The sequence below is a fragment of the Blastococcus sp. TML/C7B genome (assembly GCF_016612845.1).
In the GTDB taxonomy this organism is placed as follows: Bacteria; Actinomycetota; Actinomycetes; order Mycobacteriales; family Geodermatophilaceae; genus Blastococcus.
Map to the genome: position 1 here is coordinate 2,663,386 of NZ_JAEOAA010000001.1, position 17,682 is coordinate 2,681,067.

Here is a 17,682-nt window from a genome sequence, read left to right on the forward strand (position 1 = left end):
AGCACCGGGTCAGCGCGGCAGCGCGTTGTAGGCCGCCGTCACCGCCTCGCGGACGGCGCCGGACAGCGGCCGGAGGACGGCGTCGCGGCGGGCGGCCTGCGCCTGGTTGACCGCCCCGCCGGGGGCATCGGCCATGGCCAGGTCGAGGACGGCGGCCACCCGCACCGCGCGGCCCAGGATGGCCAGGGCCAGCGGGTCGTGGTCGTCCGGGAGGCCGGGAGCGGCCCCCGGGCGGGCCAGCCCGGCCAGCAGCTCGGGCACCTCGGGGTGCCAGCGGGCCAGGTCGAGCTCGGCCAGCGTGCGCGCCGACCCGGTGATCGCCAGGTCCAGCTGGCCGGCCGCGGCGCGCAGCGTGCCCTCCACCGGTGGCGGCGGGGGTGCGACCCCGTCCAGGACGAACGCCGTCCACCCGAGCACCTCCGAGCCCAGCGGCTCGGGCACGAGCACCAGCCGCTCGCCGACGGCGGCCTGCCCGGCCTCCAGGGCGAGGGCGGCCAGGCCGGGCACCGCGGGCAGGCCGCGGACGTCCCCGGGTGCGGGGAGCACCAGGCGCAGCCGGCGCTCGCCCAGGCCGCGCAGCGCGCTGAGCGCCGAGCCCAGCGGCACGGCGCCGTCGGTGCCCGGCAGCCCGGTCACGCGGTGCGCGGCGTCGCCGGTGACGGCGTCGAGGGTCTCGTCGTAGGAGGTGCGTCCGGTGAGCCAGGCGGTGGCCCACGCCGCGAACCGACCGGCGGGGAAGTCGTGCACCGGGCGAGGCTACGTCGGCCGCGCGCCTGCCGCCGCGGCCGGCCGACGGCTCTGCCAGACTCCGGACCATGGCTGCCTGGCTGCTCTGGCTCATCGCCGCCGGCCTGTTCGTCGGCGGGGAGGTCGTCACCCTCGACCTCGTGCTGCTGATGTTCGCCGGCGGTGCCCTGGGCGGCGCCGCGGTGGCGGTCGCCGGAGGCGCGACGGCGCTCCAGCTCGTGGCGTTCATCGCCGTGTCCCTGGCGCTGCTCGCCGTGGTCCGCCCGATCGCCAAGCGGCACCTGGAGCACCGGACGCCGGCCCAGCTGGACGGCGTGGACACCCTCGTCGGGCGCACCGCCGTCGTCACCCGGGCCGTGGACGTCGCGGGCGGCCGGATCCGGCTCGGGGCCGACGAGTGGACGGCCCGCAGCCAGTACGACGGCGAGGCCTTCGCGGTCGGCACGACGGTGCGCATCCTGCAGATCGACGGCGCGACCGCCGTGGTGGGCGACGCGCTGGGGTGAACCGCCGGCCGCGACCGTGACCTGGGGATGCGGACGTGGGAGGGTCGGGAGCATCCGCCCCCGACGGAAGAGGTCCCGTGGAACCCGCCCTGATCGCCCTGGCCGTGATCGCGCTGCTGCTGGTCGTCGTCCTGGCCAAGAGCGTCACGATCGTGCCGCAGGCCCAGGCCAAGGTCGTCGAGCGGCTCGGCCGGTACAGCCGCACGCTCACCCCGGGCCTGTCCGTCCTGGTGCCCTTCGTGGACCGCGTGCGGGCCACGATCGACCTGCGCGAGCAGGTCGTCTCCTTCCCGCCGCAGCCGGTGATCACCGCCGACAACCTGCAGGTCGGCATCGACACCGTCGTCTACTTCCAGGTCACCGACCCCAAGCTCGCGGTCTACGGGATCGCGAACTACATCACCGGCATGGAGCAGCTGACCACCACGACGCTGCGCAACGTCGTCGGCGGGCTGAACCTCGAGGGCGCGCTGACCGGCCGCGACGGCATCAACAGCCAGCTGCGCGAGGTGCTCGACGGCACCACCGGCCCGTGGGGCCTGCGCGTGGCGCGCGTGGAGATCAAGGCGATCGACCCGCCGCACTCCATCCAGGACTCGATGGAGAAGCAGATGCGCGCCGACCGCGACAAGCGTGCGGTCATCCTCACCGCCGAGGGTCACCGCCAGGCGGCCATCACCTCGGCCGAGGGCGAGAAGGCCTCGGCCATCCTCTCCGCGGAGGGTCGCAAGCAGGCCGCGATCCTGGAGGCGGAAGCCGAGCGGCAGAGCCGGATCCTGCGCGCCGAGGGCGAGCGGGCCGCGCTGTTCCTGCAGGCGCAGGGTCAGGCGAAGTCGATCGAGACGGTCTTCCAGGCCATCCACGACGGCAAGCCCGACCAGGGGCTCCTGGCCTACCAGTACCTGCAGACCCTGCCGCAGATCGCGCAGGGTGACGCCAACAAGATGTGGATCGTCCCGAGCGAGTTCAGCAAGGCGCTGGAGGGGCTGGCCAGCCTCGGGGGGGCCGACAAGGGCACCTCGTGGATGGACGTCGGGCCGTCCACCGACGGTCGCACCGCCCCGCCCGAGGGCGGCATCGACACGAGCAGCTGGTTCGAGTCCGCGGTGCCCAAGGCCGCCGACCAGCCCGAGGCGAAGATCGAGCTGACCAGCATCACCGACACGACGCCGGTGGTGCCCACCCCGCCGCCGCTGTCGGAGATCACCCCCGAGCTGCCGGCCCGGGACGAGCCCCCGCAGCAGTAGTCGCAGGAACGACCGCGGCCCAGGACCCCGGGAGGTCCTGGGCCGCCGCCGTCGTCGTGGCTCAATCTTTCAGCAAGCCCTCGCGGAGCTTGGCCAGGGTCTGGGACAGCAGCCGGGACACGTGCATCTGCGAGATGCCGATGTCGGCGGCGATCTGCGACTGGGTCATGTTGCCGAAGAACCGCAGGATGAGGATGCGGCGCTCGCGGGCCGGGATGGTGGCCAGCAGCGGCTGGAGCGACTCGCGGTACTCCACGCCCTCGAGCGCGGCGTCCTCCTCGCCCAGGGTGGCGGCGAGGGTGGGGGAGTCGTCGTCGCCCGACAGCCGCTCGTCCAGCGAGCTGCTGCGGTAGGCGTTGGCGACGGCGAGGCCCTCGAGGACCTCCTCGCGCGGGATGCCCAGGTGCTGGGCGAGCTCGCTGGGCGTCGGTGCGCGGCCGTTCTTCTGCGCCAGCTCGCCGACCGCCGCGTTGAGCGAGAGGTGCAGCTCCTGCAGCCGGCGCGGCACGCGCACCGACCAGCCCTGGTCGCGGAAGTGCCGCTTGATCTCACCGGTGATCGTCGGCACCGCGAAGGAGAGGAACTCCACCCCCCGGGTCGGGTCGAACCGGTCGATCGCCGCGATCAGGCCCAGCGTGCCGACCTGCAGGAGGTCGTCGAAGGGCTCGCCGCGGTTGCTGAACCGGCGGGCGAAGTGCCGGACGAGGGGCAGGTGCTCCTCGACGAGGATCTCGCGCAGCCGCTCGCGGCGCGGGTCGCCCTTCTCCAGGGTGGCCAGCTCGGCGAACAGCGGCGCGGTGCGCTGCGCGCGGCGGCGGTTGTCCGACAGCGGCGGGGCGTCCGGGGCGGGGGCGTCCGGTGCGGGGGCCTCCGCGGCGGGGGCCTCCGCGGCGGGTGCCTCGTCGGCCGGCGTCGCGTCGTCGGCGCGTGTCGCGTCGTCGGCGGGCGTCGCGTCCGCGGCCCCGCTCGCGGGACGCGCTGCGGCGTCCTGCTCCGGGGCCTCGCGCGGCTCGGGAGCCACGGCGTCCCGGAGATCCACCCTGATCCCGGTGGGATCGGTGGCGGGGGACCGGGTCACCGGGCCACCGAGAGGTTCTGCTCCGAGCCGCCCGCCAGCTCGGCGGGGCGCTGGCCGGGCAGGTACTTGTCCATGGCGATCACCGCGACGGGGGAGTCCGAGCCGTCGCCGCCGGGCACTGCGCCCTGGGTGGCCGGGCGGCCCTCGACGGCATCCACGAGCGTGGCCAGCACGGCCCACCCGAAGCCGTCGCGGGGGACGTCGACCCCGGCGGCCGTGGGCACCCAGGCCTCGATGTGCAGCCCGGCGCGGGTCGTCTCGAACACGACCGTGAGCGGCGCGTCGCCGGCGGCGATGCTGGCCAGCGTCGCGCAGGCCTCGTCCACGGCGAGCCGGAGGTCCTCGACGCTGTCCAGGTCGTAGTCCATCCGGATGGCGAGGTCGCCGGCCATGGCCCGCACGGCCGGGAGCTGCATCGGGGTGATCGGTACCCGGAGCTCCAGTCGTTCCGCGCGCCGTGCATCCGGCGCGAGGGCGCCCCTCGAGTCGACCATCCGCTTGCAGCTCCTTCGTCCCGGCGCTCCCCGGCTCTCGGGTCGCGCGGTGTCCATTCTGCCCACGCGGCACGGGTACGCGCCGAGCCGACTGCCTCTACTACCCCTGCGCCGCGGCGCGGGAAACGTGCGTTGTCCCACGCCCGGCCGCTCCCCGGCGCGGTTGCCGAGGTCGTGGGGCTGTTGTTCCCTGGCCTGGGATGAGCACCAGCCAGGGCAGTCTGCCACCTCCTCCGCCTGCTCCCGGGCCGGACGGCGGGGCCGTCCTGCTCGCGGCCATGGAGGCTGCCGCCACCCCCATCTACTGCCTGGTCGCCGGGGGGCGCACGGTCTGGGCCAACGCCGGTGCCCGCCGCATGGGCACCGCGCCGGACGAGCTCCCGGTGGTCGCCGGGCGCCCGCTGGCCGACGTCGTCGACACGGTCATCGGCACGGGGCTGCCGGAGACCGTGCACGGGGCGCTGGGCGCCGGCGGCCCCGCGGTGACGGTCGCGCTGCGGCCGCTGGAGGTGGCCGGCGAGCCGGGCGCGGTGGTGGTCATCGAGCGCGACGGACGGCTCGCGGTGCCCGCTCCGCCCCTGGGCGCCGCCGCGGTCGAGGCCGCGCAGTCCTCGCTGCTGCCCCCGTTCCTGCCGATGCTGCCCGACGTCGCGCTGGCCGGCAGCTACCACCAGGCGACGTCGGTGCGGGCCGCCGGAGGGGACTGGTACGACGCCGTGCCGCTGGGCGGCGGGCGGGTCGCGCTCGTCGTCGGCGACGCCGTCGGGCACGGGATCGCCGCGGCCGGCGCGATGAGCCGGCTGCGCGGGGCGATGCGGTCCTCGGCGCTCACCGACCCCTCGCCCGCAGCGGTGCTCGCCGGCCTGGACTCCTTCGCCGCGATCATGGACGACGTCGAGGGCGCCTCGGTCTTCTACGGCGTGCTGGACTCCGCCAGCGGGGAGCTGGCCTACACCACCGCGGGCCACCCCGCGCCGCTCGTCGTCGGCAGCGACGGGGCCGCCGCGTTCCTCCCCGTCACGCCGCGGCCGCCGCTGGGCAGCGTGCCCGGGGTCGGGGCGCCGGTGCACCGGTCGGTCCTCCCGCACGGCGCGACGCTGGTGCTGTTCTCCAACGGCGCGCTGGCCGGGAGCAGCAGCGACTACGCCGTCGCCCTCGAGAAGCTCGTGGCGGCCTCCCGCGAGGTGCTGGCCCGGCCCGGTGCCGGCGACCCGGCGACCGCCTCGGGTCTGGCCGTGGAGATCGCGGAGCTGGTGCGCTCGCCGCACGACTGGCCGGACGACGTCGCCGTCCTGGTGGCGCACCGCCGCGCGACCACCCAGCGGCCGCTGCAGCTGGACCTGCCCGCGGTGCCCGCCTCCCTGCCCGCGATCCGCCGCCGGCTCACCGCCTGGCTCACCGAGCTGGGCATGGACGAGAACGACCGGGTCGGCGTCATGACCGCCGTCGGCGAGGCCGCTGCGAACGCCGCCGAGCACGCCTACCGGGGCACCGAGCCCGGGGCGGTGCAGGTGCGCGCGTCGGTCGACCGCGACGGCGTGCTCACCGTGACCGTCCACGACGACGGGTCCTGGCGGCCCCCGGACCACGACCCGGGCGACCGCGGCCGCGGGCTGCTCATCATGCGGCAGCTCGTCGACGGCGTCTCGCTCGACGACCGCAGCGGCACGACGGTGACGTTGACGGTCCGGCTGCGGCGCAGCGCCGAGGCGCCGCCGGTGCCGGCTCCGGGCGGGGAGCGGGCCGGCCTGGTCGTCGACCGCACCGGCCCGCGCCCCGTCGTGCGCGCCACCGGGGCGGTGGACGAGGCCGCCGCCGACCCGCTGCGCATCCGGCTGCTGGAGGCCAGCCACGGCGGCACCGCGCGGGTGGAGCTCGACCTGGCCGGCGTGACGCTGTTCAGCAGCGCCGCGGTGCGGGTGGTGCTCGCCGTCGCCCGGATCGCCCGCGACGAGGGATGGCGGCTGGTCGTGCACGCGGCCGAGGGTGGCGTGACCCGGCAGGTGCTCGAGGTGAGCGGCCTGGGTGGTCTGGTCGACCTGCGCTGACGGGTGACGGGCCACGGCGCGGCGTTTGCGCCGCGTCGTCGCTGCCCATCCTCCGGCGGTGAGACTGCGGCGGAGTGACGTGAACGGCCCCGGCTGGACCCGGCGCCGGGCGGGGCGCGGCTTTGCGTACCACGACGACGCGGGTGCCCTGATCAAGGACGACCGGCTCGACCGGATCCGCGGCCTGGCGATCCCGCCGGCGTGGAAGGACGTCTGGATCTGCCCGTGGCCCAACGGGCACATCCAGGCCACCGGGGTGGACGCCGCCGGACGCCGGCAGTACCGCTACCACGACCAGTGGCGGGCGCGGCGGGACGCCGAGAAGCACGAGCGGGTGCTCGAGATCGCCCATCAGCTGCCCGACGTCCGCGACGAGGTGGTCGCCGCGCTGCGCACCCGGGGGCTCAACCGGGAGCGGGTGCTCGCGACCGCGATCCGGCTGCTGGACCTCGCCGCGTTCCGCATCGGCAGCGAGCAGTACGCCGAGGAGAACGGGACCTACGGGCTGGCCACGCTGCGCCGCGAGCACGTCCGCGTGCGCGGTGAGCGGACGTTCTTCGCCTACACCGCGAAGGGGGGCATCGAGCGCGAGGTGGAGCTCACCGACCGGCCCGTCGCCACCGTCGTCCGACAGCTGCTCGAGCGGCCGGAGGGCACGGGGGAGGAGCTGCTGGCCTACCGGGTGGAGGACGGCACCTGGCGGGACGTCACGAGCACCGAGATCAACGCCTTCCTCAAGGAGATCAGCGGCGCGGAGCTCACCGCCAAGGACTTCCGCACCTGGAACGCCACGGTGCTCATGGCCGCGCGGCTGGCCGAGGCGCCCCCGCCCCGGTCGAAGACCGCGCGCAAGAAGATCATCAGCGCGGCCTACAAGGCGGTCAGCGAGCAGCTCGGCAACACCCCGGCGGTCTGCAAGGCCAGCTACGTCGACCCCCGCGTGGTGGACCACTACGAGCACGGCGAGACCGTCGCGCACGCCCTGGGCGCCGCCGAGGAGGCCGACGCCGACCGCGACGTCCAGCGGGTGCTGGAGCAGGCGGTCTGCCAGATGCTGTCCGCCTGAGCCGGCCCACCCCGCGAACGACGCAGGGCCCGTCCGGTTCCCCGGACGGGCCCTGCGTCGTCGGGCTCCCGGAGGAGCCCCGCCGTCAGCGGGCGGTGCTGTCGGCGATGGTGAAGAGGTCGATCAGGCCGGTCACCTCGAGCGGGCGGGTGACGGCGCGGGTCGTGGCGATCAGGCGGAGGGCGACCTCGCGGCTGCGCGCGGACTTCTGCGTCTCCACGAGCACGGCCAGGCCGGCCGAGCCCAGGAACTGGACGCCGGACAGGTCGATCACGAGCTCGCGGGGCGACTGCTCGAGCTGGCCGTCCAGCGTCGAACGCAGCACCGGCGCGGTGAAGGTGTCCACCTCGCCGACGACCGTCACGGTCACGACGCCGTCCTCGTCGGTGGAGGTGGAGAGCGTGATCACGTCGTCGAAGGGCGCGTCGGTGCCCTCGTTCGGCACGTCGGGCTGTCCCTCGGCGGGCAGGTCGGAAGTGGTCACGGATCGTGCTCCTCTCGGCGGCGGCGCGCTGGCACACCGCCCGGTCAATCTACCGCTGCGCGATCCGAGGTGCGGATCCCCCCGGTTCCGCGCGTGGTCGACGCGGCCGGAACCGACCCTCGTGGGATCTGCTCCGGTGCGGCTACCTGCTGAACCGCGGACCCAAGGTAGACAACCGGACCGGCACGCGCCAACCCGCCCCGGGGCCACGGCGTGTGCCGCGTCCCCGGGGCGGGCGACGGAGGAGGAGCGGTCAGGCGTCGGTGACGTGGACCGCCGACTCCTCGGGGCCCTCGCCGCCGATCGCGGCGTCGCCGGTGGCGTCGACGTCGTCCGCCGTGCGGTCGGTCCCGGAGTCGCTCGTGTCGAGGTCCTGCTCCAGCTGGACCTCCCCGCGCTGCGGGTCCTCCGCCGGTCGCACGTCGACGCTGTCGTCGGGGAGCTCGCGGTCCAGCCGGCCGTCCAGCGGCTCGCCCTCGGCCTGCTCGGCGGCGGTGGTGCCGAAGTCCGTCGTCGCCGTCGGGCTCTCGCCGGGCAGCGCCTCGAACTGCGGGTCCTCGGCGCGCTCCATCGTGGGCGAGTCGTCCTGCGCGGTCTCGGGGATGCCGTCGGCCTCGGGGAGGATGTCCCGGGCGGTCTGGCCCTCGGTCCGGGTGGCGCCGTCGGTGGTGCCGGGATCGGTCATGCGGGTCTCCGTTCGTCGCGCGGGCGCACCCGCTCTCGTCGTCCCCGGGGGGACGGGGAGCCGGTCGTCGCCGACCGGCGTCGTGCACCCGCCCTACCCGGGACCTCCGTCGCCATGCCTCGTGTGCGGTGGCGCACGGTCGGGCGCCGGGAGGTTCACCCGGCCGACGGCGGGTAGCGCGGCCCCATGGCGATCGCAGACGAGGTGCAGCGGATCGGGGCCCCGGTCCGCCGGTGGGCCCGCACGCAGAAGCGCGAGTACACCGACGGCGAGCCCCGGCCGCTGGGTGCCGATCTCGGCGCGATGGGCGTGTACGTCGGCCTGGTGTCGGCTGCGGCCGCGGCCGTGCGGGCCTCGGGCCGGGAGCTGCCGGAGCGGATCCCGCTCGGCGACGCCGCCCTGCTGACGGTGGCCACCTTCCGGCTCGCGCGCCGGATCGCGAAGGACCCGGTCACCGCGCCCGTGCGGGCGCCCTTCGTCCGGTTCGAGGGGCCCTCGGGGCACGCGGAGGTCGCCGAGGAGGTGCGCGAGCACGGCGGGGTGAAGCACGCCGTCGGGGAGCTGCTCACCTGCCCCTTCTGCCTCGCCCAGTGGGTGGGCACCGGCTTCGTGTTCGGCTACGTCAGCGCGCCCAGGGCAACGCGGCTGGCCGCGCTGACGATGACGATGGTCGCGGGTTCGGACGTGCTGCAGTTCGCCTACGACGCCATCCAGAACGGCCTGTTCACCGGATCCGTGCGGGCGGACGAGCCCGAGGGCGTCGAGGCGTAGGTCCTCCGACCGGGGGAGGCGGCAGGTCCGCCGACCTGCCGAGGGGGCGCCCGCGGACCTATCGTGTGATCTTGGCCCGGTCGCGGGCCGGCGCGGGCCCTCGGCGGCCCACTCGGGAAGGGGCGGCATGCGATCCATCTGGCGCGGGGCCGTGTCGTTCGGCCTGGTCAGCATCGGGGTGAAGCTGTACTCCGCGACGGAGGACAAGGACATCCGGTTCCACCAGGTGCACGCCACCGACGGCGGCCGGGTGAAGTACCGGCGGGTCTGCTCGATCGACGGCGAGGAGGTCGAGTACAGCGACATCGCCAAGGGCTACGAGCTGCCCGACGGCCAGGTCGTCGTCCTCACCGACGAGGACTTCGACGAGCTGCCGCTGAGCACCCGGCGGGAGATCGAGGTGCTGCAGTTCGTCGACCAGTCCGAGATCGACCCCATCCAGTTCGAGAAGACCTACTACCTGGAGCCCGACGGTCCGGCGACGCGCCCCTACGTGCTGCTGCGCGACGCCCTCGAGAACGCCGGCCAGGTGGCGATCACCAAGATCGCGATCCGGCAGCGCGAGTCGCTGGCCGCCATGCGCGTGCGCGACGGCGTGCTGGTGCTGCACACGATGCGCTGGCCCGACGAGATCCGCCGGCCCGACTTCGCCTTCCTCGACGAGGACGTCTCGGTGCGCCCGCAGGAGCTGAAGATGGCCGAGGCGCTGATCTCGTCCATGTCCGGCGAGTTCGACCCCACCGAGTTCACCGACGACTACCGCGAGGCGATGACCGCCCTGCTGGAGGCCAAGCAGTCCGGCGGCGAGGTGCAGCAGCCGCCGGAGGTCTCCGACGATGACGGCGCCGCGGTGGTCGACCTGATGAGCGCGCTGCGCCGCAGCGTGGAGCGGGCCAAGGGCGGCTCCGCCCCGGCCGCCGACGACGACGCAGCCGACGCGGAGGACGCCGACGACGCCGACGACGTCGCGGAGGAGGCGCCCGCCAAGAAGGCGCCGGCCAAGCGCGCGCCGGCGAAGAAGGCGGCCGCGGCGAAGGCCCCCGCGAAGAAGGGCGGCGGCGAAGAAGACGACGGCCACGAAGGCGACCGCGGCGAAGAAGACCGCGAGCGCGGCCAAGCCGCCGGCCAAGCGCGCCCGCCGCAGCGCCTGACGTGCCGGCCCGCGGCCGCGGCCGGCAGGACGGCGACGACGCCTTCGCCGTCCTCGAGCAGCGCACGCCCGGGGAGCCGGTGCGCTGGGAGCTGCGCCTGGAGCGCGGCGGCGTGGCGACGGCGTGGGCGATGCCCGACGGTCTGCCCACCGGACCGGGCCCGGGGCGGGTCGCCGTCCCCACGTCCGACGGCGGCGGGGGTTCGGTCTGGGACGCCGGCCGGTACGCGGCCGAGACGTGGACCGACGACCGGATCACGGTGACCGTCGACGGCCGGCGGCTGGTCGGCCGGTACGGCCTGGAGCGGCAGGCCGACGGCACCTGGAGCGTGCGCAAGCTGGACGCGACGCCGGCCCCCACGCCGGCGCCGCTGCCGATGCTCGCCACCGCCGGCGTCCTGCCCGGGCCCGATGAGGACCACCGCTGGGGCTACGAGTTCAAGTGGGACGGCGTCCGCGCGGTCGCTGCCGTGCGCGCCGGCTCGCTGGTGCTCACCTCGCGCAAGGGCACCGCGATCACCGTCCGCTACCCGGAGGTGGGCCGGTTGCCCGCCGCCCTCGACGGCCACGACGCGGTGGTGGACGGCGAGATCGTGCTGATGGACGCCGACGGGCGGCCCGACTTCGGTGCGCTGCAGAACCGCATGCACCGCACCGGCCCCGAGGTGCCGCGCATGGCGGCCGCCCGGCCGGTCAGCTACCTGGTGTTCGACCTGCTCGCCTGGGACGGAGAGGACCTGACCGGGCGGCCCTACGCCGAGCGCCGGGCCCGGCTCGACGCCCTCGGCCTGGCGGGGCACCGCTGGGTGGCCACGCCGTGGTTCTCGGGCGGAGGCGAGGGGGTCCTGGCGGCGAGCGAGGAGAACGGGCTGGAGGGCGTCGTCGCCAAGCGGCTGGACTCCTAAGCCTACCGGCCCGGCGTGCGCAGCCCGGACTGGCGCAAGCTGAAGAACGTCCGCACGCAGGCCGTCGTCGTCGGCGGCTGGCGGCCCGGGCAGGGCAGACGGGCCGGCGGCATCGGCTCGCTGCTGGTCGGCGTGCCGGACGGCGAGGGCCGGCTGGTCTACGTCGGCCACGTCGGCACCGGCTTCCGCGCCCGGGACCTCGTCGACCTGGAGCGCGGCTTCACGCCCCGCGCGGACCCGCCGTTCGACGGCACGCTGCCCCGCGAGATCACCCGGGACGCGCACTGGGTCGAGCCCGACCTCGTCGGCGAGGTGGCCTACGCGGTGTGGACGGCGGACAACCGGCTGCGGCACCCGTCGTGGAAGGGCGTGCGCGACGACCTGGAGCCCGACGACGTGGTGGTCGAGCCGTGAGCCCGTCGAAGCAGCGGGTGGAGATCGACGGGCGGACGCTGGGCGTCTCCAACCTGGACAAAGTGCTCTTCCCCGAGGTCGGGTTCACCAAGGCGCAGGTCATCGACTACTACGTGCGCATCGCGCCGGTGCTGCTGCCGCACGTGGCCGGTCGCCCGGTCACCTTCACCCGCTGGCCGGACGGCGTCGAGGGGCAGACGTTCTTCGAGAAGAACAGCGCCCGGCACGCGCCCGAGTGGGTCCGGCGGGTCACCATCCCGAGCCCGGGCAGCTCGCGTGGCCGGGAGACCCTCGACATGGTGCTGCTGGAGTCGACGGCGGACCTCGCGTGGGCGGCCAACCTGGCGGCGCTGGAGGTGCACGTCCCGCAGTGGCGGGTCGACGACGACGGGCAGCCGGCCCTGCCGGACCTGCTCGTGCTCGACCTGGACCCCGGGCCCGACACCGGGATCGCCGAGTGCTGCGGCGTCGCCGAGCGGCTGGGGCAGCGGCTGGAGGCCGACGGGCTGGACCCGGTGGTCAAGACCTCGGGCTCCAAGGGCCTCCAGGTGTACGCGCCGATCGACGTCCCCACCGACCGCGAGCAGCCCAGCCGGTACGCCCGGCAGCTCGCGCAGGAGCTCTCGGCCGAGACCCCCGACGACGTCGTCTGGCGGATGGAGAAGGCGCTGCGCCCGGGCAAGGTGCTCATCGACTGGAGCCAGAACAACCCGGCGAAGACGACGGTGGCGCCCTACTCGCTGCGCGCCCGCGCCGGCGCGACGGTCTCGACCCCGATCGGCTGGGACGAGGTGGATGCGGTGCGCGACGGGTCGCTGGACCCGGCCGCGCTGCGGTTCACCACCGACCAGGTGCTCGCGCGGGTGGAGGAGTACGGCGACCTGTTCGACGTCGCCGGCGCCACCCGGGCCCCGCTGCCCGAGGTCTGACCGCGGCACCCCCGGGCCGGGACGTGCCGGGGTGACCGCCCCACCCGGGTGGCCGCGGGCGGGTGCGCGCCTGCCACGATTCCGGGCATGTCCGCCGCAGGCCCGCACGACCCCAGCACCGCCGACCTGGGACGGCTCGTCGTCCGCTGCCCGGACCGGCCGGGCATCGTCCACCTGCTCAGCGGGGTGATGACCGAGCTGGGCGCGAACATCACCGAGTCCCAGCAGCACTCCTCCGACCCCAGCGGCGGCATCTTCACGCTGCGGCTGGAGTTCGTGCTCGCCGGGCTGGCGCAGCGCCGGGCCGAGCTGGAGGCGCGGCTGGCCGCGGTGGCGGGGGAGTGGCAGCTCACCTGGCGGCTGACCGAGGCGGCGCACCGGCCGACGGTCGCGGTCTTCGTCAGCAAGGCCGACCACGTGCTGCAGGAGCTGATCTACCGGGTGCGTGCCGGTGACCTGCGCGCCGACCTGGTCGCGGTGCTGTCCAACCACCCCGACCTCGCGCCGGTGGCCGCCGCGGCGGGCATCCCGTTCCACCACGTGCCGGTGACGCCGGCGACGAAGGCAAAGGCGGAGGCGCGCGCGCTCGAGCTGATCGGCGACGTCGACCTGGTCGTGCTGGCCCGCTACATGCAGATCGTGTCCGCGGACTTCTGCAGCCGGTTCCCCGAGCGGCTGATCAACATCCACCACAGCTTCCTGCCGGCGTTCGTCGGGGCGAACCCGTACCAGGCCGCGCACGACCGCGGGGTGAAGCTGATCGGGGCGACGGCGCACTACGTCACCCCCGAGCTCGACGCCGGGCCGATCATCGAGCAGGAGGTCGCGCGGGTCGACCACCGCGCGACGGTCGAGGACATGCGCCGCGTGGGCCGGTACGTCGAGCGGCAGGTGCTCGCCCAGGCCGTGACGTGGCACGTCGAGGACCGCGTGATCGTCGAGGGCCCGCGGACGATCGTCTTCGCCTGACCCCGCCACGATCAGGGACCCTGATCATCGAGCGTCCTCCCTCACCGTGCACCACGAGGGAGGACGCTCGACGATCAGGTGGGCTGATCGTCGCGCGGGGTCGTGGGAGGCCACGCGTTCGCCATCGAGGGCGTGACGCACGGCGGGCCGGACGAGCAGGTCGTCGTCCCCCCGGTCACATCCGCGCCCGCCCGTCCGTCAGAGGGGCAGGAGCACGACGACGACCGGAGGGACAGCGATGAAGACCATGACCTGCCGACAGCTGGGTGGCCCCTGCGACCTGGAGCTGAGCGGGGCGACCGCCGACGAGGTCATCAAGGCCCAGGACCGGCACCTGCGCGAGGCCGTCGCGGCAGGGGACAGCGCGCACGAGGCCGCCCACGAGGAGATGAAGGCGCGCTGGCGGCGGCCGCTGCGCGCGATGGGCTGGTACCGCGACACGAAGAAGGCGTTCGCCGAGCAGCCCTCGCGCTGACGGGGCGTGGGGCGCGCGCGTCTCTCAGCCGGGCGCGCCCCGCCCCTCGGCCGCCGTGCCGCGACGCGGCCGGACGCCGGCGAGCAGCCCGGGGTCGGCGCGGAAGTCGATCCGGGTCACCACGCCGTCGGCGACGCTGATGTCGAAGACCACCCGCGGCTCGCCGCGCTGGAACCAGGCGGCAGCGGGCCGGTCGCCGACCAGCACCGGGCGCGCGCTGCGCGCGGCGCCGTCGAAGAACCCGGCGACCGCCTCGCGCCCGGCCAGGTGCGCGGGGGTGCCCAGCGCGACCGCGGCGGCATCCCCGGCGACGACGACGTCGGGGGCCAGCAGCCCCAGCAGGCGCCGCAGGTCCCCGCCCCGCGCCGCGGCCAGGAAGGCGTCGACCACCGCGGCGTCGGCCGACGCGTGCTCCGGCACCGGTGCGCCGACCTTGGCCCGCGCCCGGGAGGCCAGCTTGCGGGCCGCGGCCGGGGTGCACTCCAGCACCGCGGCGACGGTCGCGAAGTCGACGGCGAAGCTGTCGTGCAGCACGAACGCCACCCGCTCGGCCGGGGTGAGCCGATCCACGACCGCGTGCAGCGCCACGCCGACGGTGTCGGCGAGCACCACCTCGTCGGCCGGGTCGCCGGTCTCCCCGGCGTCGTCGCCGGCGAGCTCGGTGGGCTCGGGCACCCGTGCGCGCAGCCGGTCCAGGCACAGGCGGGTGGTGACGGTGGTCAACCAGCCGGGCAGGTTGGCGATCTCCCCGTCGGTGCCGTGCAGCCGCAGCCACGCCTGCTGGACGACGTCCTCGGCCTCGGCGTCGTCGGCCAGCACCCGCGCCGCGAGCCGCACCAGCCGGGGGCGCTCGGCCTCGAAGGCGGCGGTCCGCTCCTCGGGAGTCACGGGCGCGAGTCTGCCGCCTCCAGCAGCACCGCGGGGCGCCAGCCGCGCAGCGAGCTGACCACCGCCAGCTCCTCGGCCGATGCCAGGTCGGCGGGGGTGAGCCGGCGCTCGCGCAGCACACCGGCCTCCACCAGCCGGCCGCGCTCGACGCCGGGCAGGCACCCGGCCTCGACCGGCGGGGTGAACCAGCACCCGTCGAGGCGGACGGCGAGGTTGGCGATCGTGGTCTCGGTGACCTCCCCGCGCGAGGAGGTGAGGACGACGTCGTCGGCGGCGGGCCACCGGGCCGCCCGCTCGGTGTAGACGCCGCGCCGGGTGGTCTTGTGGCCGGAGCCAGACGTCGTCGGCGTCGACCGGGACGTCGTCCACGGCGAGCCGGACCGGGCCGGCCACGGTGGGCGGGAGCGGTCCGGCCTCCACCGCGAGCGCGCCGTCCCGGTGCAGCAGGACCCGCACCCGGGCCGGCTCCGGGTCGGCGGCGACCTGGTCGAGCCTGCGGCGGAGCTCCGCCTCGTCGAGCGCGAACCCGGCCCAGGCCGCCGAGTCGGCCAGCCGGGCGACGTGCCGCTCGCCATTGCGGAGCCCGCCGCCGGGGAGCCGGGCCAGCGTCTCCAGCAGCGCGAACTCCTCGTAGGGCTCGGCGAGGATCGCGGCCTTGGCGAGCAGCTCGGCGTGCTCGGCGTCCGGGTCGGAGGACCAGGTGATGCCCCCACCGGTGCCGTACACCGCGGTGCCGGTGGCCCGCTCGACGGTGACCGTCCGGATCGCCACGGAGAACCGGGCGCGAAACGCCTCCCCGGGCGGCGCGACCACCCCGATCGCGCCGCAGTACACCCCGCGCGGCTCCGCCTCGAGCGCGCGGATGATCTCCATCGTCCGCCGCTTCGGGGCGCCGGTGACCGAGCCGGAGGGGAACAGCGCGCGGAACACGTCGACCAGCCCGACGTCGGCCCGCGGCCGCGCGGTCACGTCGGAGGTCAGCTGCCACACCGTCCCGTACCGCTCGGTGCGGAACAGCGCGGGGACGTCGACGCTGCCCACCTCGGCGACCACGCCCAGGTCGTTGCGCAGCAGGTCGACGATCATCAGGTTCTCGGCCCGCTCCTTGTCGCTGCCCAGCAGCCGGGCCCGGGCGGCGTCGTCCTCGGCGGGGGTGGCGCCGCGGCGCGCGGTGCCCTTCATCGGCCGGGTCCGCAGCTCGTCGCCGGTCCAGTCGAAGAAGAGCTCCGGGCTGGCGCTGGCGACGACGTGGCTGCCGAGGTCCAGGTACGCGGCCCAGGACCCGCGCTGGGCGTGCGCGAGGTCGGCGTACAGCTGCTCGAGGTCCCCGGTCACGGGCGCGTGCATCCGCACGGTCAGGTTCACCTGGTAGGCGTCCCCGGCGGCGATCGCCTCCCGGACGGCGGCGACGGCGTCCCGGTACCCGGCCGGTGTCCAGCCCGGCCGCCACGGACCGGCGGTGTACCCGCGGGCGCGGCCCGGTGGGGGCGCGATCGGCGGGGGCGTGGTGGCGTGCCCCGTGAGCCCGAACACCGCCAGCGGGAGGGTTACGCCGGGCGCCCGGTCGGGGACGGCGCAGCCGGGATCCAGGCCGGCGGCCGCCTCGTAGGCGAGGTAGCCGAAGGCCCACGCGCCGGCGGCGGTCGCCCGCTCCACCTCGGCGAGGACGGGCACGACCTCGGCGGCCTCGCGGGCGACGAGCACCCGGTCGGCGCCCGGGAAGGCGAGCGCGGTGCCGGCGACCAGGTCGTCGAACCGCCCGTGCACGCCGGTGGTCAGCGCGGCGCCGCCCAGGGGGAGGTCACTCGCCGCCACGGGGGTGCTTGCGGTCCTGGTCGGCCAGGAACCGCTCGAACTCCGCGCCGATCTCCTCGGCCGTGGGCACCGCGCCCTCGGTGCTCAGCAGGTCGCTGTTCTCCCGCGCGGTGGTGAAGGCGTCGTACTGCTGCTCGAGCGCCGCCACGACCGCGGTGTTCTCCGTGGACCGGCCGATCTGCTCGTCGACCTCGGTGCGGTGCGCCTCGGCGGCCTCGCGCAGCGACTCCGTCGGCACGTGCAGGCCGGTGAGCTGCTCGAGGTGCTCGAGCAGGGTGAGGCTGGCGGCCGGGTAGGTGGCCTGGGAGAGGTAGTGCGGCACGTGCGCGGCCACGCCGAGCGCGTCGACCCCGGCCTCGCCGAGCCGGAGCTCGAGCAGTGCGGCGACGCTGCCGGGGATGCGCATCTCGCCCCAGTAGATCGGGTACTGCGCGATCAGCGCGCGGCGCGTGGCGTGCGCGGTGACGGTGACCGGGCGGGTGTGCGGCACCGGCATGGGGATCGCCTGGAGCGCCACCACGGTGCTCACCCCGAGCCGCTCGACCAGGTGCGAGACGGCGGCGACGAAGCGCTCCCACTGGTAGTCCGGCTCGGTGCCGTGCAGCAGCAGGAACGGCGTCCCGCCGTCGTCCTCGACCGCGTAGAGCTGGATCTCCGGTGCCAGGAAGGCCTCGTAGCGGTCACCGCTGAAGGTGACCCGCGGCCGGTGCGCCCGGTAGTCGACCAGGGCGTCGGCGTCGAACCGCGCGATCGCCTCGTGCGGCAGGCCGGCGAGCAGGTGGGAACCGGCCAGGGCGCCGGCGGAGGCGGCGTCGAAGTCGCCGCCGATGTCGTGGACGAGCACCAGCCCCGGCCGGCGAGCCGGGTCGCCGGCGAGGAAGCGATCAGCACCGGGGAGGAGCTCGACGAGGTCCTCGGGTCGCTGGGTCACGGGGGTGGTCCTCTCGACGGGAACGGCAGCTTGCTGGTGCAGCCCTGCGGGCGACCGGTGCATTCCCGGCGCCCGGCCTG

General features: G+C 75.6%; 19 protein-coding genes and 1 pseudogene. 11 read left to right on the forward strand and 9 right to left on the reverse strand.

Translation table 11 applies throughout. The features are described 5' to 3' along the window. Positions 1–9: 9 nt before the first annotated feature. A complete protein-coding gene (locus JKP76_RS12875) occupies positions 10–747 on the reverse strand; it encodes a hypothetical protein (RefSeq protein WP_200491163.1) in 738 nt (245 codons plus the stop codon). 68 nt (positions 748–815) lie between these two features. Here JKP76_RS12875 and JKP76_RS12880 point away from each other — a divergent pair, with 68 nt between their 5' ends. Both JKP76_RS12880 and JKP76_RS12885 read left to right on the forward strand, forming a co-directional pair. Next, positions 816–1,253, forward strand: coding sequence for an NfeD family protein (locus tag JKP76_RS12880; RefSeq protein ID WP_200491164.1), 438 nt, complete (start codon positions 816–818; stop codon positions 1,251–1,253). A gap of 77 nt (positions 1,254–1,330) precedes the next feature. Next, positions 1,331–2,500 (forward strand): SPFH domain-containing protein, encoded by a 1,170-nt coding sequence (locus JKP76_RS12885; protein ID WP_200491165.1) that lies wholly within the window; start codon positions 1,331–1,333, stop codon positions 2,498–2,500. A gap of 61 nt (positions 2,501–2,561) precedes the next feature. Here the strand turns inward: JKP76_RS12885 and JKP76_RS12890 are convergent, their stop codons facing one another. Together JKP76_RS12890 and JKP76_RS12895 are read right to left on the reverse strand one after the other, a co-directional pair. Continuing rightward, positions 2,562–3,578, reverse strand: a complete 1,017-nt coding sequence (locus JKP76_RS12890; protein ID WP_309229755.1) for an RNA polymerase sigma factor SigF — start codon at positions 3,576–3,578, stop codon at positions 2,562–2,564. Beyond that, positions 3,575–3,994: an ATP-binding protein gene (locus JKP76_RS12895; RefSeq protein ID WP_242471292.1), complete on the reverse strand. Its 420-nt coding sequence runs from the start codon at positions 3,992–3,994 to the stop codon at positions 3,575–3,577. Before JKP76_RS12895 ends, JKP76_RS12890 begins: the two co-directional genes overlap by 4 nt. 356 nt (positions 3,995–4,350) lie before the next feature. Here JKP76_RS12895 and JKP76_RS12900 point away from each other — a divergent pair, with 356 nt between their 5' ends. Beyond that, positions 4,351–6,120 carry a SpoIIE family protein phosphatase gene (locus JKP76_RS12900; protein ID WP_242471293.1) on the forward strand — a complete coding sequence of 590 codons (1,770 nt, stop codon included), beginning with the start codon at positions 4,351–4,353 and terminating at the stop codon, positions 6,118–6,120. 58 nt (positions 6,121–6,178) lie between these two features. Continuing rightward, positions 6,179–7,186, forward strand: a complete 1,008-nt coding sequence (locus JKP76_RS12905; RefSeq protein WP_309232937.1) for a DNA topoisomerase IB — start codon at positions 6,179–6,181, stop codon at positions 7,184–7,186. A gap of 85 nt (positions 7,187–7,271) precedes the next feature. Here the strand turns inward: JKP76_RS12905 and JKP76_RS12910 are convergent, their stop codons facing one another. Then, entirely contained in the window at positions 7,272–7,670 is a 399-nt protein-coding gene (locus tag JKP76_RS12910; protein WP_200491168.1) for an STAS domain-containing protein, read from the reverse strand. Between the two features lie 253 nt (positions 7,671–7,923). Further along, positions 7,924–8,355 (reverse strand): hypothetical protein, encoded by a 432-nt coding sequence (locus tag JKP76_RS12915; protein WP_200491169.1) that lies wholly within the window; start codon positions 8,353–8,355, stop codon positions 7,924–7,926. Between the two features lie 186 nt (positions 8,356–8,541). On the opposite strand from JKP76_RS12915, the gene JKP76_RS12920 reads away from it, so the two are divergent. From JKP76_RS12920 to JKP76_RS12945, 7 genes are all read left to right on the forward strand, one after another. Beyond that, positions 8,542–9,126, forward strand: coding sequence for a DUF1360 domain-containing protein (locus JKP76_RS12920; protein WP_200491170.1), 585 nt, complete (start codon positions 8,542–8,544; stop codon positions 9,124–9,126). 127 nt (positions 9,127–9,253) lie between these two features. After that, entirely contained in the window at positions 9,254–10,540 is a 1,287-nt protein-coding gene (locus JKP76_RS12925; protein WP_242471294.1) for a Ku protein, read from the forward strand. Beyond that, positions 10,537–11,181 carry a hypothetical protein gene (locus JKP76_RS21075; protein WP_309232938.1) on the forward strand — a complete coding sequence of 215 codons (645 nt, stop codon included), beginning with the start codon at positions 10,537–10,539 and terminating at the stop codon, positions 11,179–11,181. The genes JKP76_RS12925 and JKP76_RS21075 overlap by 4 nt, the downstream gene beginning before the upstream one ends. A 15-nt stretch (positions 11,182–11,196) precedes the next feature. Then, the gene (locus JKP76_RS21080) at positions 11,197–11,595 is read left to right on the forward strand and encodes a hypothetical protein (protein WP_309232939.1); all 399 of its coding nucleotides are present in this window, start codon (positions 11,197–11,199) and stop codon (positions 11,593–11,595) included. Continuing rightward, entirely contained in the window at positions 11,592–12,524 is a 933-nt protein-coding gene (gene ligD / locus JKP76_RS12935; RefSeq protein ID WP_309229993.1) for a non-homologous end-joining DNA ligase, read from the forward strand. The genes JKP76_RS21080 and ligD overlap by 4 nt, the downstream gene beginning before the upstream one ends. 87 nt (positions 12,525–12,611) lie before the next feature. Beyond that, a complete protein-coding gene (gene purU, locus JKP76_RS12940; protein WP_200491171.1) occupies positions 12,612–13,493 on the forward strand; it encodes a formyltetrahydrofolate deformylase in 882 nt (293 codons plus the stop codon). A gap of 238 nt (positions 13,494–13,731) precedes the next feature. After that, positions 13,732–13,968, forward strand: coding sequence for a DUF1059 domain-containing protein (locus JKP76_RS12945; RefSeq protein WP_200491172.1), 237 nt, complete (start codon positions 13,732–13,734; stop codon positions 13,966–13,968). Positions 13,969–13,992: 24 nt separating this feature from the next. Here the strand turns inward: JKP76_RS12945 and JKP76_RS21085 are convergent, their stop codons facing one another. The 4 genes and pseudogenes from JKP76_RS21085 to JKP76_RS12955 form a co-directional block, all read right to left on the reverse strand. Then, entirely contained in the window at positions 13,993–14,856 is an 864-nt protein-coding gene (locus tag JKP76_RS21085) for a sigma-70 family RNA polymerase sigma factor (protein ID WP_200493071.1), read from the reverse strand. Next, the gene (locus JKP76_RS21090; protein WP_242471920.1) at positions 14,853–15,431 is read right to left on the reverse strand and encodes an aminotransferase class IV; all 579 of its coding nucleotides are present in this window, start codon (positions 15,429–15,431) and stop codon (positions 14,853–14,855) included. Before JKP76_RS21090 ends, JKP76_RS21085 begins: the two co-directional genes overlap by 4 nt. A gap of 127 nt (positions 15,432–15,558) precedes the next feature. Then, positions 15,559–16,671, reverse strand: a pseudogene (locus tag JKP76_RS21095) (chorismate-binding protein); the annotation flags it as partial. Continuing rightward, positions 16,658–17,602, reverse strand: coding sequence for a proteasome assembly chaperone family protein (locus JKP76_RS12955; protein WP_200491173.1), 945 nt, complete (start codon positions 17,600–17,602; stop codon positions 16,658–16,660). The pseudogene JKP76_RS21095 and the gene JKP76_RS12955, both read right to left, overlap by 14 nt. Positions 17,603–17,682 lie beyond the last annotated feature (80 nt).

Excerpts from the sequence above, each read along its gene's own strand:
- JKP76_RS12900 (WP_242471293.1), top strand. The coding sequence starts at position 4,351 with ATGGAGGCTGCCGCCACCCCCATCTACTGCCTGGTCGCCGGGGGGCGC.
- JKP76_RS12945 (WP_200491172.1), top strand. The coding sequence starts at position 13,732 with ATGAAGACCATGACCTGCCGACAGCTGGGTGGCCCCTGCGACCTGGAG.
- JKP76_RS12920 (WP_200491170.1), top strand. The coding sequence starts at position 8,542 with ATGGCGATCGCAGACGAGGTGCAGCGGATCGGGGCCCCGGTCCGCCGG.
- JKP76_RS12915 (WP_200491169.1), bottom strand. The coding sequence starts at position 8,355 with ATGACCGATCCCGGCACCACCGACGGCGCCACCCGGACCGAGGGCCAG.
- JKP76_RS12895 (WP_242471292.1), bottom strand. The coding sequence starts at position 3,994 with ATGCAGCTCCCGGCCGTGCGGGCCATGGCCGGCGACCTCGCCATCCGG.
- JKP76_RS12925 (WP_242471294.1), top strand. The coding sequence starts at position 9,254 with ATGCGATCCATCTGGCGCGGGGCCGTGTCGTTCGGCCTGGTCAGCATC.
- purU (WP_200491171.1), top strand. The coding sequence starts at position 12,612 with ATGTCCGCCGCAGGCCCGCACGACCCCAGCACCGCCGACCTGGGACGG.
- JKP76_RS21090 (WP_242471920.1), bottom strand. The coding sequence starts at position 15,431 with ATGGCGAGCGGCACGTCGCCCGGCTGGCCGACTCGGCGGCCTGGGCCG.
- JKP76_RS12880 (WP_200491164.1), top strand. The coding sequence starts at position 816 with ATGGCTGCCTGGCTGCTCTGGCTCATCGCCGCCGGCCTGTTCGTCGGC.